The organism is Luteibacter sp. dw_328, assembly GCF_018449605.1.
Classification (GTDB): Bacteria; Pseudomonadota; Gammaproteobacteria; order Xanthomonadales; family Rhodanobacteraceae; genus Luteibacter.
This window is the reverse complement of record NZ_JAAVUW010000003.1, coordinates 450,862-466,719: the sequence shown is the minus strand read 5'-3', so window position 1 is coordinate 466,719 and position 15,858 is coordinate 450,862. Positions and strand designations below refer to the sequence as shown.

At 64.3% G+C, this 15,858-nt stretch carries 14 protein-coding genes; 8 read left to right on the top strand and 6 right to left on the bottom strand.

Annotation, left to right across the window (positions count from 1 at the left end):
* Positions 1-125: 125 nt before the first annotated feature.
* The 3 genes from HB634_RS09965 to HB634_RS09955 form a co-directional block, all read right to left on the bottom strand.
* Positions 126-419: a hypothetical protein gene (locus tag HB634_RS09965; protein ID WP_213948452.1), complete on the bottom strand. Its 294-nt coding sequence runs from the start codon at positions 417-419 to the stop codon at positions 126-128.
* 212 nt (positions 420-631) lie between these two features.
* On the bottom strand, positions 632-1,735 hold the full coding sequence (locus HB634_RS09960; protein WP_063572337.1) for a Glu/Leu/Phe/Val dehydrogenase dimerization domain-containing protein: 1,104 nt from the start codon (positions 1,733-1,735) through the stop codon (positions 632-634).
* 193 nt (positions 1,736-1,928) lie between these two features.
* Positions 1,929-2,270 carry a YXWGXW repeat-containing protein gene (locus HB634_RS09955; RefSeq protein ID WP_063572338.1) on the bottom strand — a complete coding sequence of 114 codons (342 nt, stop codon included), beginning with the start codon at positions 2,268-2,270 and terminating at the stop codon, positions 1,929-1,931.
* 145 nt (positions 2,271-2,415) lie between these two features.
* Here HB634_RS09955 and HB634_RS09950 point away from each other — a divergent pair, with 145 nt between their 5' ends.
* The 5 genes from HB634_RS09950 to HB634_RS09930 all read left to right on the top strand — a co-directional run bounded on the left by HB634_RS09950 (position 2,416) and on the right by HB634_RS09930 (position 10,185).
* Positions 2,416-3,294: an alpha/beta fold hydrolase gene (locus HB634_RS09950; protein WP_213948451.1), complete on the top strand. Its 879-nt coding sequence runs from the start codon at positions 2,416-2,418 to the stop codon at positions 3,292-3,294.
* A 34-nt stretch (positions 3,295-3,328) separates the two neighbouring features.
* Complete coding sequence (locus HB634_RS09945; protein ID WP_063574113.1) at positions 3,329-3,820, top strand: DUF2199 domain-containing protein; 492 nt, start codon at positions 3,329-3,331, stop codon at positions 3,818-3,820.
* Positions 3,821-3,924: 104 nt separating this feature from the next.
* The gene (locus HB634_RS09940) at positions 3,925-7,377 is read left to right on the top strand and encodes a methylmalonyl-CoA mutase family protein (RefSeq protein WP_213948450.1); all 3,453 of its coding nucleotides are present in this window, start codon (positions 3,925-3,927) and stop codon (positions 7,375-7,377) included.
* Positions 7,378-7,418: 41 nt separating this feature from the next.
* On the top strand, positions 7,419-8,957 hold the full coding sequence (locus HB634_RS09935; RefSeq protein ID WP_213948449.1) for an alpha/beta hydrolase-fold protein: 1,539 nt from the start codon (positions 7,419-7,421) through the stop codon (positions 8,955-8,957).
* A 463-nt stretch (positions 8,958-9,420) separates the two neighbouring features.
* Complete coding sequence (locus HB634_RS09930) at positions 9,421-10,185, top strand: hypothetical protein (protein WP_213948448.1); 765 nt, start codon at positions 9,421-9,423, stop codon at positions 10,183-10,185.
* A 10-nt stretch (positions 10,186-10,195) separates the two neighbouring features.
* Here HB634_RS09930 and HB634_RS09925 read toward each other — a convergent pair whose 3' ends face one another.
* A complete protein-coding gene (locus HB634_RS09925; protein WP_213948447.1) occupies positions 10,196-10,597 on the bottom strand; it encodes a biopolymer transporter ExbD in 402 nt (133 codons plus the stop codon).
* 144 nt (positions 10,598-10,741) lie between these two features.
* Here HB634_RS09925 and HB634_RS09920 point away from each other — a divergent pair, with 144 nt between their 5' ends.
* Together HB634_RS09920 and HB634_RS09915 are read left to right on the top strand one after the other, a co-directional pair.
* Positions 10,742-11,683 (top strand): RDD family protein, encoded by a 942-nt coding sequence (locus tag HB634_RS09920; protein ID WP_213948446.1) that lies wholly within the window; start codon positions 10,742-10,744, stop codon positions 11,681-11,683.
* A gap of 55 nt (positions 11,684-11,738) precedes the next feature.
* On the top strand, positions 11,739-12,566 hold the full coding sequence (locus HB634_RS09915) for a DUF3014 domain-containing protein (RefSeq protein WP_213948445.1): 828 nt from the start codon (positions 11,739-11,741) through the stop codon (positions 12,564-12,566).
* Positions 12,567-12,595: 29 nt separating this feature from the next.
* On the opposite strand, the gene HB634_RS09910 is transcribed toward HB634_RS09915, so the two are convergent.
* Complete coding sequence (locus tag HB634_RS09910) at positions 12,596-13,525, bottom strand: peptidylprolyl isomerase (protein WP_063573742.1); 930 nt, start codon at positions 13,523-13,525, stop codon at positions 12,596-12,598.
* 103 nt (positions 13,526-13,628) lie between these two features.
* Between HB634_RS09910 and HB634_RS09905 the strand changes: the two genes are divergently transcribed.
* On the top strand, positions 13,629-14,327 hold the full coding sequence (locus tag HB634_RS09905) for a GNAT family N-acetyltransferase (RefSeq protein WP_213948444.1): 699 nt from the start codon (positions 13,629-13,631) through the stop codon (positions 14,325-14,327).
* 9 nt (positions 14,328-14,336) lie between these two features.
* Here the strand turns inward: HB634_RS09905 and HB634_RS09900 are convergent, their stop codons facing one another.
* Positions 14,337-15,761, bottom strand: a complete 1,425-nt coding sequence (locus HB634_RS09900; protein ID WP_213948443.1) for an aldehyde dehydrogenase family protein — start codon at positions 15,759-15,761, stop codon at positions 14,337-14,339.
* Between the last annotated feature and the right edge of the window lie 97 nt (positions 15,762-15,858).

The window sequence follows — 15,858 nt, the reverse complement described above, 5'->3', positions numbered from 1 at the left end:
ATGCCATCTAAAAAAACCGCTGAATCACGCCGATGATCCTTCCGTTGCCTGTTTTGCGTAGTGCTTGTCGAGTGAGCGAGAGAAGGTAGCTCGTTCGTGCTGCCTTCTCTCGCAACGACGGGTGCTTAGTAGTTATCTGTCACGCGGCACACGGCGGTTGCCTTTACGCGCGTGAGCGGATGCGAGCCGCCCCACAGGTCGGTGAACTCGTACTGGATGCTTTCGATGGAACCGCCCTTTGCACTACAGGTTTCCGAAAGCTCCGCGTAGATGGGCTCAATGGCGACGAAACGGCTGGAGCCGCCTTTCTCGACCACGAGGTTGTGATCGGTGTATGACGCGACTGCATCGGATGCGGCAAACGATGCGACAGGGATGAGCGCGAGCAGCAGGGCGGCGCAGGGGATGAAACACTTCATGGGTAATCCTTTACGTCGGGAGGTGGTGCCCTAACGGGCGTGCCCAGTCTCCGTTCCGCCCCCATGACGTGCTGTCGGAGCTTCTCCCCACCTGCCGTCGGCGAACCCCTCGCCGCTCCGTGGTTATTCCTGAGGGGTGCGGGTGTTCCAAATCGAAAAAAAAGCCGCCGGATCACTCCGGCGGCTTTCTTGTTGCCCATTACGCGTAGCGATTACTGCCCGCGCATACGACCCTGGAAGCGCGGCGCGCCGTTGCCCATGTGCGGCAGGCGGATCTTGCCGATCGCGCTGATACGCTCTTCCGCCATGCGATCCGCGGCCTTGTAGGTCGGGATGTTGTCGCGGGCGGAGATCTCGAAGATGCGACCGACGTTGTAGTAGATCGTGCGCATCATGCGCATGGCGCGCTCGCGGTTGTAGCCGTCGATTTCCAGCGAGACGTTCATCACGCCGCCGGCGTTGACGGCATAGTCCGGTGCGTAGATCACGCCGCGGCGGGCGAGTTCGTCGCCGATCGCGTCGGTGGCCAGCTGGTTGTTGGCCGCACCGCAGATGATCTTCGCCTTGATGCGATCGATGGTCTGCTCGTTGATCGTGCCGCCCAGAGCGCAGGGGCTGTAGACGTCGGCATCGACGTCGTAGATTTCGTCGAGGCCGACGGCTTCGCAGCCGAGTTCGTCGACGCAGCGCTGGACAGCGTCCTTGTTGATGTCGGTGACGAACACCTTGGCGCCCTGCTCGCGAAGCAGCTTGATGAACTCGCTGCCCACGTGGCCACAGCCCTGCACAGCGTAGCTGTACTTGCCCACGTCTTCGTTGCCGTACTTGGTCTGCAGCGCGGCCATCAGACCCTGCAGCGTACCGAACGCGGTGAACGGCGAGGGATCGCCCGAACCGCCGTGGACCTGGTGCACGCCGGTGACGTACTCGGTTTCACGGTAGACGTATTCCATGTCGTTGACGTCGATACCGACGTCTTCAGCCGTGATGTAACGGCCGTTGAGCGAATTGACGAAACGGCCGAAGGCGCGGAACAGCGCTTCGGACTTGTCCTTGGAGGGATCGCCGATGATCACGGCCTTGCCGCCACCCAGGTTCAGGCCGGCCACCGCATTCTTGTAGGTCATGCCGCGCGACAGGCGGAGCACGTCGTTGACCGCATCCTGCTCGGTCTTGTACGGCCACATGCGCAGGCCGCCCAGCGACGGGCCGAGCACCGTATTGTGGATCGCGATGATGGCCTTCAGGCCGGCGTCTTTGTTATGGCAGAAGACGACTTCTTCGTGGCCCGTGTTGGCGATGGTTTCGAAAATCATCGAACGCAAACTCCAGTTACAAGCGGCAGCAGCACCGCGCTTCTAGGTGAAGACCCGTGATGGGGATCACGAGTCGATAAGGACCGTCCAAAAAAATCGCCCCGGCCGGTGGGCGGGGGCGAGATGTCGTGTCAGCTACCTAGTTTAAACCGTTGTTGGCGTCCGTGTAGGTGCGGCGCAGCAACCGGGCGTTTCAGCGGTGCCAATGCGGGTCCCGGACCCAGGTCTCACGCTGGATGCGATAGCCCCGGCCATAAGGACGCCAGACCGGCGGGCGGTAGACGTAACCCGGGCGGTAGGCGTTCCAGCGGCCACCGACCCAGACGTAGCGGCCGCCGTACCAGTTCCAGTAACCGGGTGCCCAGGCGTATCCGGCGCGCGGCGGCGGGACGCGCTCGAAGCGCGGCGGTGGCGGACGGGTGCCGACGGTGACCTCTACGTATTCCCTTGCGGCGGCGGGCGGGGTGTAACTTGCGGCACCCGCGGCCAGGCCAAGGGCCGCCAGGGCAACGAGTTTGCGGGTCAGGGTCGTCATATGCGATCTCTCCTCGGGACGTCCGCGAATGCGGATTCGTGCGCCAGAACGCGGTTTCCTTGCGACGGGTTGACCGGCCCCGCGCGGTAGTATTCAGCTTCGCGAAAGCTTACCCCTCTCCTCAAGCTATCTGGTCCCCCTGCCCATGAAGCCACCCCGCCGTTTCGGCGTGCGCACTGTCGCCACCCTGCTGGGCATCCGTGTGGCCTACCGTTTCGGTAGCCGCGTGGCGCCGGTCCGCACGGTGGCTCACGCCGCCCGGGTTTTCCAGACACCGCTGCTGAGCAGTCGCCAGCGGGCCGCGCATGCGGTGGTCTCGATGTCGGCTCGACAGGAGAGCGTCGAGGTTGCTGGCCACTCCATTGCCACTTACGTCTGGGGAGACCCGTCCACCCAGCCTTATGTGCTGCTGGCGCATGGTTGGTCGAGCCTGGGCCTGCGTTGGGAGAACTGGGCGCCGCAGCTTCTTGCCCGGGGCTGGGCGGCGGTTTCCTTCGACCAACCGGGGCACGGACAGAGCGGCGGGACACTGTGCACCCTGCCGGACTTTGCCCGCACCGTGGCGGCGATCGGCCGCCACTATGGGGATGCGGAAGGGGTGGTCGCGCATTCACTGGGTGGGGCGGCGGTCACCCTGGCACTGGGCGAGGGCTGGAGCGCGAAGCGCGTGGTGCTGATCGCGCCGGCGGCGGACCCGATGGCGGCAACACGTCGCTTCGCCCGCTTCGTGCGCCTCGCGGAGCATCTTCGCGAACCGCTGCATCGTGTGCTGGCGGCGCGCACGGGGATAACCATCGAGGCCCTGCACGTGGGCAGGCACGCGCCGCAACGCACGCAACCCGCGCTGATCATTCATGACATGGCGGACCGCGACGTACCGGTGGAGGAGGGTGAACTGTATGCTCGCCTGTGGCCGGGAGCCGTTTTGCTGAAGACGCGGCGGCTGGGGCATCGCCGTATCGTCGACGATGAAGGTGTCATGACGGCGGCGCTCGCCTTTCTCGGTGGCGCCGCGGTCAGCTGAGCTACCATCGGCGTCTACCTCACGGAGCGGTCCCATGACAGCTACCTGCGCGATCTGTGGAGCGACGCACGAGGAAGACGAGCTGGAACTCAGCTACGGCCGGCCCGATGCCATTTTCGACATGCCCAACGACGAACGCTCGCTCGATGTCTACGAGAGCGACGATGCCTGCGTGATCGACGACGAACGCTTCTTCCTGAGGGCGACCCTGCCGTTACCCGTGCAGGGGCGCAAGGACGACTATCACATCGGTGTGTGGGTCGAGATCGACCAGGAGCATTTCCATCGCGTCGGCGATCTGTGGGACGACCCTGAACAAGCGGCCGAGCCGCCGATGTCGGCCACGCTGGCCAACGAAATCCGGCATCACGAGGGCAGTCTCGGCGAACGGGTGCTGATGCAGCTCACCGGCCCCAATACGCGGCCGCAGGTGTTTATCGTGAACTCGGAACTTCCGCTCGGGCACGAGCAGCGGGCGGGCATCACGACGCACCGTGCGAGCACGTACTCCGCCGGACTGGCGTGAGCTGACAAGCGGGCGGGTTCGCTGCACTGCAGCAGGGCCCGCGTCGCCCCCGGCGTTAGAATTGGGCGGTTCCCCACCGCATTCGATCTTCCCCCGGAGTTTCCATGAGCTCGCAGCCCAAGCACATTCCCGCCAGCCATACCGACGCGGAGGGGACGCCGTTGCGCTTCGTCACAGCGGCGAGCCTGTTCGACGGACACGACGCAGCGATCAACATCATGCGTCGCATCATCCAGAGCCAGGGCGCCGAGGTGATTCACCTGGGGCATAACCGCTCGGTGGAAGACGTGGTGCGTGCGGCCCTGCAGGAGGATGCCGACGCCATCGCCTTGTCGTCCTACCAGGGCGGCCACGTGGAGTACTTCAAGTACATGGTCGACATGCTGCGCGAGCGTGGCGCCGGCCATATTCGTGTGTTCGGCGGCGGCGGCGGCACGATCACGCCGGAAGAAATCCGCGAACTCCAGGCCTATGGCGTGGAGCGTATCTACCATCCGAACGACGGCATGAAGCTCGGCCTGACCGAGATGATCGAAGACGTGATGTCGCGCACGCGTGCCGCGACCAGCCAGCGCGTGGAAGCGGTGCCGGTATCAGCGTCCGTCGAGGATGAAATCTCCATTGGCGCCATGCTCTCGGCGATCGAGGAGGACCTCCTCCCGGAAACCGAGCTCGCCCGCCTGCGCAAGGAATGGCAGCTGGCTGGCAATAAGACACCCGTCCTTGGCCTGACCGGCACCGGCGGCGCCGGCAAATCCAGCGTGGTCGACGAGCTGCTGCTGCGTTTCCTGCACGCGTTTCCGCAGATCCGCATTGCCGTGCTTGCCGTGGATCCGACGCGTCGCCGTAGCGGCGGTGCCTTGCTGGGCGATCGCATCCGCATGAATTCGCTGCGCAGCCCGCGCGTGTACATGCGCTCCATGGCCACCCGCCGCCAGCACGCGGCGACGTCCATCGTCCTGCACGACTGCATCGACTTCCTGAAGTCGCAGGCGTACGACCTGGTGATCGTCGAGACCGCCGGTATCGGCCAGAGCGACTCGGAGATCGTCGACCTCGTCGATTTCCCGGTCTATGTGATGACCAGCGAATACGGCGCGGCGAGCCAGCTCGAGAAGATCGACATGCTCGACTTCGCCGAGCTCGTGGTGCTCAACAAGTTCGACAAGCGCGGCGCCGAAGATGCGCTGCGCGACGTACGCAAACAGTGGAAGCGCAACCGTGTCGCGTTCCAGCTGGCCGATGAGAACGTTCCGGTCTATCCGACCATCGCCAGCCAGTTCAACGATCCGGGTGTCACCTGGATGTTCGCCAATCTCTGTCGCCTGATGCGCGGCAAGCTCTCGCTGCCCGAGGCTGCGTGGACGCCGGATATCGACACGACGCTGCGCGAGCCGCGCGCCACCGTGCTGATTCCCGGTAACCGCGTGCGTTATCTCGCCGAGATCGCCGAGCAGGGCCGTGGCGTAAACAGCGGCATTGCGAAGCAGGCCGAGGCGGCGAGCAAGGCCCAGCATTACTTTGAATCGTTGAAGGACATCGGCGACGCAGCCTTGCCGCGTGCGTTCGATCTTTACGACCACGATGCGTTGAGCGTGGAGGGTGACCGCTCCTTGTCGACCCTCCGCCAGCGCTACAACGAAGCCGTGCGCGAGCTGACCAGCGAAGCCATCGCCCTGCTGCGCGAGTGGCCGTCACGCTACGCCTCGGTCACTGACGAGTTCACCGAATACCAGGTGCGCGATAAGGTCATCCGCGTCGAAAACTACCGTACCTCGCTTAGCCATCAGAAGATTCCCAAGGTGTCGCCGCCGAAGACGAAGGACTGGGGCGAGCTGCTCTCCTTCCTCATGCGCGAGAACCTTCCGGGCTACTACCCGTACACCGGCGGCGTGTTCCCGTATCGCCGCGCAGGCGAGGACCCCACCCGCATGTTCGCGGGCGAGGGCACTCCGGAACGTACTAACCGTCGTTTTCATTACCTCTCGCTGGGTGGTGCCGCCGCACGCCTGTCCACGGCGTTCGACTCGGTCACGCTGTACGGCGAAGATCCGGCACCGCGCCCGGATATCTACGGCAAGATCGGTAATTCAGGCGTTTCCATCGCCACGCTCGACGACATGAAGAAGCTGTATTCCGGCTTCGACCTGTCGGCACCGTCCACGTCCGTGTCCATGACGATCAACGGCCCCGCGCCGATCATCCTCGCCATGTTCATGAACACGGCGATCGACCAGAACGTCGAGAAGTACCTCAACGAGGAGCCATCCCGTTGGGATGCCGCCAAGGCACGTATCGCGCAGCTGTATCCGGACGGCAACCGCCCGACGTATACCGGCGGCTTGCCCGAGGGCAACAACGGTCTCGGCCTCGGCCTGCTCGGTATCTCGGGTGAGGAAGTGGTCGACGCGGAAACCTACGCGCGTATCAAGACGTTCACCCTGGCCAACGTGCGCGGCACCGTACAGGCGGACATCCTCAAGGAAGACCAGGCGCAGAACACCTGCATCTTCAGCACGGAATTCGCCCTGCGCATGATGGGCGACATCCAGCAGTACTTCGTCGACCACAAGGTGCGCAACTTCTACTCGGTGTCGATCTCCGGGTATCACATCGCCGAAGCCGGTGCGAACCCGATCAGCCAGCTCGCCTTCACGCTGTCGAACGGCTTCACCATTGTCGAGTACTACCTCGCACGCGGCATGAAGGTCGACGACTTCGCGGCGAACCTGTCGTTCTTCTTCTCCAACGGCATGGACCCGGAATACACGGTGATCGGTCGCGTGGCCCGTCGCATCTGGGCCCGCGCCATGCGCGAGCGCTACGGTGCCAGCGCACGCAGCCAGATGCTGAAGTATCACATTCAGACCTCCGGCCGCTCGCTGCACGCGCAGGAAATCCAGTTCAACGACATCCGCACCACGTTGCAGGCGCTGTACGCGCTGTTCGACAACTGCAACAGCCTGCACACCAACGCGTACGACGAGGCGATCACCACGCCGACGGAAGAGAGCGTGCGTCGTGCCGTTGCCATCCAGCTCATCATCAACCGTGAGCTCGGCCTCAATTTCAATGAGAACCCCTGGCAGGGTAGCTACGTGGTCGACGAGCTGACCGACCTGGTCGAAGAAGCGGTCTACAAGGAATTCGAGGCGATCAGCGAGCGCGGTGGCGTGCTCGGCGCCATGGACACCATGTACCAGCGCGGCAAGATCCAGGAAGAGTCGATGTACTACGAGCACAAGAAACACGACGGCTCGCTTCCACTCATCGGCGTCAACACCTTCCTGCCCAAGGATCACGGCGGCGAGATCTCCACCGAGATCGAACTCATCCGTTCCACGGAAGAAGAGAAGGGCCAGCAGATCGACAACGTGCTGCTCTACGGCCGCGCCCGCAACAGCCTCGCCCCGGAAAGCCTGCGCACCCTGCAGAAAACCGCGCGCGAGCGTCGCAACGTGTTCGAACAGCTGATGGACGCGGTGAAGAACAACTCCCTCGGGCAGATCAGCCACGCCCTCTACGACGTCGGCGGCGAATACCGCCGCAACATGTAAGGCGGATGGTGCGATCATCTGTAGGAGCCGATTCATCGGCGATGGGTGCTCGCGCCAGGGCCACGCTTCTGGCCCTGGCGCTTTCCATCGCGTCGCTGACCGCCCGCGCCCAAACCCCGCCCCACGACACCTTCACCCTAACCACCACAGCCCCCGCCGAAACCCGCCACCTCAACGTCTACAAACCCCCCGGCTACGACACATCGACCGACCGCTACCCCGTCCTCTACATGCCCGACGGTGGCCTTCAGGAAGACTTCCCGCATGTGGCGAAAGCGCTCGACGAGGGAATCCGCGCCGGCGAAATCCAGCCACTGATCCTTGTCGGCATCGAGAACACCGAACGGCGGCGTGACATGACGGGGCCGACGACGGTCGCCTCCGACAAGGCCATCGCGCCGCGCGTCGGGGGCTCGTCGGTCTTTCGTGCGTTCATCGCGAAGCAGCTCATTCCGGAGATCGGCCGCCGCTACAGGGTCAATGCCCATCGCGGCATCATTGGCGAATCGCTCGCGGGGCTGTTCTCAGTAGAGAGCTTCCTGCGTGAACCTGATTTGTTCGATACGGTCATCGCGATCAGTCCCAGCCTCTGGTGGAATGACGGCTCGCTGGTTCGAGAGGCGCCCGCCCTTCTCAAGAACCAACCGCAGGGCGAACGGCATCTTTTCCTGACCTCGGCGGACGAAGACAACATTGCGCCGAACGTGGCGAAGCTCGCCGATGTGCTGAAGGCCGACGCGCCGAAGGGCCTCGACTGGATCGACGTGCCGCGCCCCGAACAACACCATGACACCATTTACCTCGCATCCGAGAAGTTCGCCCTGCGTCGTGCCTATTCGCCGAAGAAGCCTGCGGTTGCGGTTGCGGCTCCAGCAGGCGGGCATCGCGTGCTCTTCATTGGCAACAGCCTGACCTACGTCAATAACCTGCCTTCGGCCTTTGGGTCGCTCGCTTCCGCCAGCGTGCACGTGGGCGTCGACATGATCGCCCGCGCCGGCGCCTCGCTCGAGGACTACGACCACGACCCCGTGGTCATGCATGCGCTGGCAACGGGGGGCTACACGGACGTGATTCTGCAAGAGCGTGGCGGCAACGCGACATGTACGCCGGGATGCGAAAAGCGAATGGCGGCATTTGAACTTACGGATCGGGCCACGGTTGCTCTGGCAAACGACGCACGGGCGGCCGGGGCCCGCGTGTATTACCTCGGTACGTGGCAGCGAGCGAGCCGCGAGATAAGCGAGGGGGAGGTAAGGGGAGAGCGTCGCATCGCTGCGCTTGCGGGCATCCCGCTCATTGAACTCAGCGAGACACGCAGGCTACTCATGGAGACCTATCCAGACGCCGCCTGGACGCATGCGGATGGTGAACACCCCGGCCAGGCGATGACGGCCCTGATGGCCTTGCGGACGTGGCGAGCCGTTATGGGTGAAGTGCCGACGCGGACGCCGTGCGTGGCCGGTGCGCTGTGGTACCACGCGCCGAATCCAGAGGGTGTCTTGCATATCGACATGGAAGCGACGCCGTCGACCTGCCTGATCGACGCGCCCATGGCTGCCAGACTCTCCGCCGCCCCATGAGAGGTTGACGTGAGTTGTGTCCTCGTACGAAGCTTCGTAGGAGGCGCTGATGCGGAGCCAGGGGAGGCGAAACATGGACGGAAACGATCGAGAGGGCAATGAGCCCCGTACGGAATGGTCGCCGTCACCGGCATGGCTTCGCTTTGGCGCTAGCGCGGGGCGTGTCGTGGCATGTGTGCTATTCAGTGCAGGCTATCTGTGCGATGTCGCGGCCGTAGGTGGCGTGGCGTGGGTCTATTTTTTCCCGACACTGATGGTCGCAATTCCTATCGGTCGGATAGCTTACGAGTCGGGCCGCTATGTGGCCGCACGCCGATCGGGAATGGTCGTCGCCGTCATGCGGATTGGCCCCGTGGACGTAGTGCCGCGGAGGAAAGGTTGGCACGTTCGGTGGAAACACTATATCCACCCGCTTCCGGCCGGCTATGTGCACGCACTGCCCGACCCATCCCGGCCTCTTCGCATGCCGATGATCCGCTTCGCCCTGGGAGGTGCCGTGGCGACGGTCGCCCTTGCCACTCTCGTGGCGTCGACCATTCCGCTGCTTCACACGTATGTCGAACGCTGGTCCATGGCCGGGCTTGCTGCCGCGCTCCTGATCCCGGTGTCGAGCCTGTTCCCGAATTCCTTGATCCCGGCCAGTCCGGTCCTCGAGTCTGGCGGCGTCATGGCATGGCGCTGGTGGAAGCATCCGCCAGCGGAAGCGTGGATGGCTCGACCGCTTGCATTGTCCCGCGTGCTGCGCGGCACACCGATCTCGGCATTAGGTCCGGAGGACCTCGACATCCTTCTGGACGAATCGGTAAGCGGCACCTGGTATGCGTTGAAGCGGCACCAACAACGCGGTGAGTGGACGCGGGTGACCGACCTCGGGCACCGGATCGACACGTTGATTCCCGAGCACCGATACGCGAAGTCTGCGTTTGCCGAGTTGGTCGACGTGACGCGTTCCGAGATCGCGTTCGCGGCGGCTGTCACGGATCGCGACGCTACCCGGCTGCCGACCCCCGATGCGCTTCGGCTCTCGCGGTGGGGCGACTCACCATTAGCCGCCAGGTGCGCTGCGTGGCGCGCGCATCTGGCCGGAGATGGCGAAGCATGGCGACGCGCAATGGATGAATGCATTCGCATCGCGGAGAATTCGGTGGATCGCTCGCTGGCAGCCAGCGAGCGATTGATTGCGGGGCAGCTGTACGGCGACGTCGAAGCTTCGCCGGGCCGACAATAGCCGAGTGCCGTCAACGGTTCACGAAGTCGATCTTCGCGAGCCCGTTGACCTTCGCCTCGGCGAGTACCTTCGCCACGTCCTCGTAAGAAGCATCGTCCGACGCGGCGATGTGGATCGCCGGCTTCTCGCCTTCCCGCGAGCCGAGGATCTGCATCTGCGTCGCCAGCGCAGCATCCGTGACCAATACGTGGTTCCAGAACGTCATGCTGTTGGGTTCGATGGTGATGTCGATGGGTTCCTGCATCGCCGCGGGCGGTTGCGAGCCTGCCGATGGCAGGTCCACGCGCGCCTTATGGGCGATCACCGGTGCCGAGATCATGAAGATGACCAACAGGACCAGAAGGACGTCGACGAGCGGGGTGACATTGATGCCCGCGATCGGGGCAGCGTCTTGCCGTGCAGAGAAAGCCATGGTTCCTCCTACAGACGTTATCGATGGGGTGGTGCCCTGGTGCCGGACCATGGGGGGATGCCCGGCGAGACCAGCCTAGGTGCCGGGTGGCCCTTCCCGCAAGCGGTCGGTCCAGTGCATCATGGGTGGATACAAGGGGGTGGTATGGACGATGTTTCAGGGGCACCGCAGCGACGGGTGCCGCTGGCGGGGTTCTGGCGGCGGCTAGCTGCTTTTGCCGTGGACTGGGTGATCCTGGCGCTAGGCGGCTACATCCTTGGCCAGCTCCTGTTCGACCAGCTGGCGTGGCTCGGCCTTTGGGATCGACTGATCGGGTTCGTGGTTGCCACCCTCTATTTCGGCTTGCTCGACAGCGGCAGCTTTGGCGCATCCACGCCGGGAAAACGAGCGCTCGGGCTTCGAGTGGTCGACATGGCCGGCCGCGTCGTGCCGTTACCCAAATCGTTCCTTCGTGCCGCCGTTCTCGTGGCGCCGATCATGTTCAGCGGCACCATCGTCGTCATGAGCGATGCTTCCTATGACGAGCGTGCAGCCAGCGGTCTCATGGGCGGGCTGGCGATAGCGTCGTTCTACGTGCTCGCTTTCAATCGCTCGACCCGTCAGGGTCTGCATGACCTGGCGTCGGGTGCATTCGTCGTGCGAGGCCGGGCGTCGCGCCAGGCGTTGAGCGGCCTGACGTTGTGGCGACCGCACCTCGCCATCGCGGCAATCTTCGTGGTAATCGGCGTACCCATCAGCGTGGCGGGATATCCTGTCTACGTTGCTTTTGCGCCGAGCTCGTCGGCACCGGCGACGCTGCTGCCTACGCTGGGTCCGCCGTTGGTGCGCGCTGCGTGGATTCGCTGGACACCTGTCGAAGGCACGCCTCGCACCTGCACCAGCGCCACGGTGTCATTACGCGGTACCGGGCTCGATGATGAGAATCTCGCGCGGAATGTGGCTCGAAACCTGGTCTCGCGCGTTCATTGCCACGTGGATACGAACCTCGCGGTACGTCTGGTCTACGGTTTCGACCTCGGCTTCGTCGGCGGTCGTCGATTCCGTGACTACGTGATCGATGAGGACCAGTTTCCCGGTCAACCTTGAACCAAACCTGCCGTTCGTAGTCCCATGGGGCTAGGTTTTGGCAGGAGCGAGTGCGTTGAGCAGTCAGTCATCGGGTTCGAAGTGGGTTGCGGGTTTGCTGATCGTGGCGATTCTGGTCGTGGTCGGCATCTTCATCTACCGTGAAAAGCAGGCGCGCGATGCGATAACCGCACCGGCCTTCTCCAACGGTCCGGTGGCGTCCGCAACGTCGACCACCGTGCACGATGCGCCGCTCGTGCAGCATCCCATCGGCCCTGCCGGCGGATCCACCGCCGCGCTGCCGCCATTGGACCAGAGCGACGACGATGTCCTCGCCGGGCTGATGGCCCTGACCAGCGACGGCGCGTTGAAGTCGCTGCTGCGTCCGGAAGCGATCATCTCGCGCATGGTTTCCACCATCGACGCGCTGCCGAAGCAGAGCGTCGGCATGAACGTCGTGCCCTTGCGTACGCCGACGGGTCGTCTCCAGGTGGTATCCGACGACGGCAACTTCGTTGCGTCGAAGAAGAACATCGACCGGTACGCTACGTATATGTACGTGGCCGATCGTATGAATACCAAGGCGGCGGCTACCTGGTACAAACGCAACTATCCGTTGTTCCAGCAGGCGTACCGTGACCTTGGTACGAATGGCTATTTCAACGATCGCCTCATCGAGGTGATCGACCACCTGCTTGCCGCACCGGAGCCGAAAGGCAACCAACAGCTGCTTCCGGAGAAAGTCGGCTACGTTTACGCCAACCAGTCACTCGAGCAGTTGTCGGTCGGGCAGAAGTTCATGATCCGCTTGGGGCCAGAGAACGAGGCGACGTTGAAGGCGAAGCTGCGTGCGTTACGCGAGGAGATTGTGAGCGAGAAGGCGGCGGGTTCGGACGCTGATTGATATCTGGCCCGCTGACGCGGGATCGCCGATCAGGGTGCGACAGGCTTCGAAGGATCACGCACCGGCACGCTGATATTGCACAGGTCGATCTTCCCGGCGGGACGCGTATAGAAATCGTCCTTGCGATTGCGCTTGGCTTCGATCACGGCGGCGAAGGTCTTGCTGTCGGTGCGCAGTACCTGGATCGGCGTACGCTGGGCTTCCGGAACATCCGCAGCGAGACGCACGCTCTTGATCGTCACGCGCTGCTCGGGCTTGTCGTAGAAACCCATAGGCTCACCACCGCGCGGGTAGGCGGCGAGGAATTCCATGCCCTTGATGACCTTGCCGGCGACGGCGAGGTTGCGGTCGAGGTTACGCGGGGCCTGGCCGATGATGGCGTAGAGTGAACTGCCGTTGCCGGTCTCGGCGCCGACGTCGCGAGCCACGCCCACGGTGCCGTAGCAATGGGTGATCCACGCTTCGCCGGCCTTGGCGTCACGGGCCACGGGGAAGCCGTCGGAGAAGCCGACTTCCGGCGCGTAGACATCCCCATCCGGCAGCTTGGTGAAGGGGATGGCCTTGCCGCCCAGCTTGCGGGTGAACTCGGGAGTCAGGGTCTCTTTCGCGGTGCCCAGGCTCTTGGCCTTCTTCTTGTCGTCGCCGTCGGGGTCGCCCCACTGGGTGACGAAGTTATCCTGGACGCGGATGACCTGGGTCCCGTCGAAGTAATGCTCGCGGATCAGCGTGCGGATGTTCGCCGCATGTTCCGGCGACCAGTCCTGTGCGAGTTCGATGATGACCTGGCCCTGGGGCAGGTCCATGTAGACGAGGTTCTGCGGGTCCGGGGTGCGCCATTCGGCGGCGGTCGACTTGGCCAGCAGCTCCTTGGCCGTTGGCGTATGTGCCTTCTTCGCCTCCTCGGCGACGGCGGGCAGGGCGACGGCGAGGGCGAGAACAAGGCAGGTACGAGCGAGCATGGGATCCCCGGATTGAGTGCGAACCAGAGGAAAAGTAGCAGAGCCGGTTGTGATGCGCTTGGGTTGACCCCCATGATGTGTCATTCGTCATCGGAAGGCAGGCATGGATCCCTCCGTACTCGATAACCCGCTGTGGTACTCGCTGACCGGTGAGCACGCAGCGCTGGCCCGGCGATCGGGCGATGCGCTCTGGTATGGCGATGCCTATGCACCCTTCGTGGCGGTGGCGAGCCCGGCTGCGCATGTGGCTGATGATCCGCGGCTGGTGGGCCGGCGTTACTTCCTTGGCGTGGCGCCAGCGGTCCTTCCGGAGCGCTGGATACCCGCACCGGTCGATGCCGGGCACGCGGTCCCCGATACCCTCCAGCTCGTGCGTCCGCTGGATGCTCCCGACCTGGAGACGGAGGAGACCGTGTCCGTGCTCGGCAACGAGCACCGCGAACGCATGCGTGCACTGACCTCGTTGGTCTACCCGGAATTCTTCCGCGAGCACTCGGCGGCACTGGGTACTTATGTGGGCGTGCTGCAGGAGAGCCGGCTCATCGCGATGGCCGGCGAGCGGATGGCGGTCCCGGGTGCCCGCGAAATCAGCGCCGTGTGCACGCATCCGGAGTTCGCCGGACGTGGCCTGGCACGCGCCCTCCTTGTGGCATTAGTGAACCGGCATCGCGCGCAGGGACTGGTTTCCTTCCTGCACGTTTCCGCAGGCAACGAAGGTGCCACGCGGCTTTACGAGAAGCTGGGGTTCGTCCACCGCGCGACGCTGACGCTTACCGCGGTGGACATCGCCAAGTCGCATTGACCGTCGATATCAGGCGTCCACACCCAGCAAGGCCTTCGGTTCAAGATACGCCTCGAGACCGAAGCTGCCATATTCGCGTCCCAGTCCGGATTGCTTGAAGCCACCGAACGGAGCCTTCGGCTCGTGCGCAATCGTGTTGACCAGCACGCGGCCGGCATCGATGCGCGAGGCGACGCGACGTGCGCGGGCCGCATCCGAGGACAGCACATAGGCCTGCAGTCCGTACGGCGTATCGTTGGCGATCGCGATGGCGTCCTCCTCGTCGTCGTAGGCAATGATCGACAGCACCGGTCCGAAGATTTCCTCACGCGCGATGACCATGTCGTTGCGCACATCGGTGAAGACGGTGGGACGGACCAGCCAGCCACGTGAATGACCGTCCGGACGACCTTCACCGCCGGCGATCAGGCGCGCGCCTTCCGCGATGCCCTTGCTGATGTAACCCTGGACACGCTCCCACTGCTTGAGGCTGACCATGGGGCCGACGTCCGTGGCGTGGTCGGCGGGGTCGCCCGAAACGACGGCATTCGCGGCTGCGGCCATGCGTGCTTCGAAGTCCGCAAGGCGCGTGCGCGGCACGAGCAGGCGCGTCCCGGCAATGCAGGCCTGGCCGCTGTTCGCGAAACCGGCCATGACGGCAAGCGGTACCGCAGCATCGAAGTCGGCGTCGTCGAGGATGACCACGGGGGACTTGCCACCGAGCTCCAGGGTGACGCGCTTGAGCGTATCGGCGGCCGCGCGGACGATGCCCTTGCCGACAGCGGTCGAGCCGGTGAACGAGATCTTGGCGATGTCCGGGCTGCTGACGATGGCCGCGCCGACCACGTCGCCACGACCGGTAATGATGTTGAACACACCGGCCGGTGCGCCCGCCGCGTGCAGTGCCTCGGTGACGACACGCGTCTGCAGGGCGCTCATCTCGCTCGGCTTGATCACCGCGGTGCAGCCGGCGGCGATGGCCGTGGCGAGCTTGCCGCAGATAAAGCCGGCATCGCTGTTCCAAGGCGTGATGAGGCCGACCACGCCGACCGGCTGCATGACCACGGTGGCCGTGCCCATGCGACGCTCGAAGGCAAAGTGCTCGAGCGTCTCGATGGCGTCGAGGAACACGCTCGACGCGTGCCCGACCATCCAGCGGCCGCGATTGACCGGCGCACCGTACTCCTCGAGCACGGCGGCGAAGAGGTCGTCGCCACGTGCCTCGACAGCCGCATGCATGCGGCGGAGCAGGGCGATGCGCTCGGCAACCGTGGTGCGGGAGAAAGCCGGGAGGGCGCGCTTGGCGGCAGCGATGGCGCGGTGGGCGTCTTCCTGGTCGGCGAGGCGGACGGTGCCGATGACTTCTTCGGTGGCGGGGTTGAACAGCTCGAAGCGCTCTTCGCCGTGCGGTGTAACGAACGCGCCGTCGATGTAGATCTGGTCGATCGTGTGCATGAGATTCTCGGGAAGGGGAGGGGGTTCGATGGAAAGGATGGGCGCAAAGGATTAGCCTGATAAGCCGGACAAATCCGGATGGGCCATGAAGGTGGAG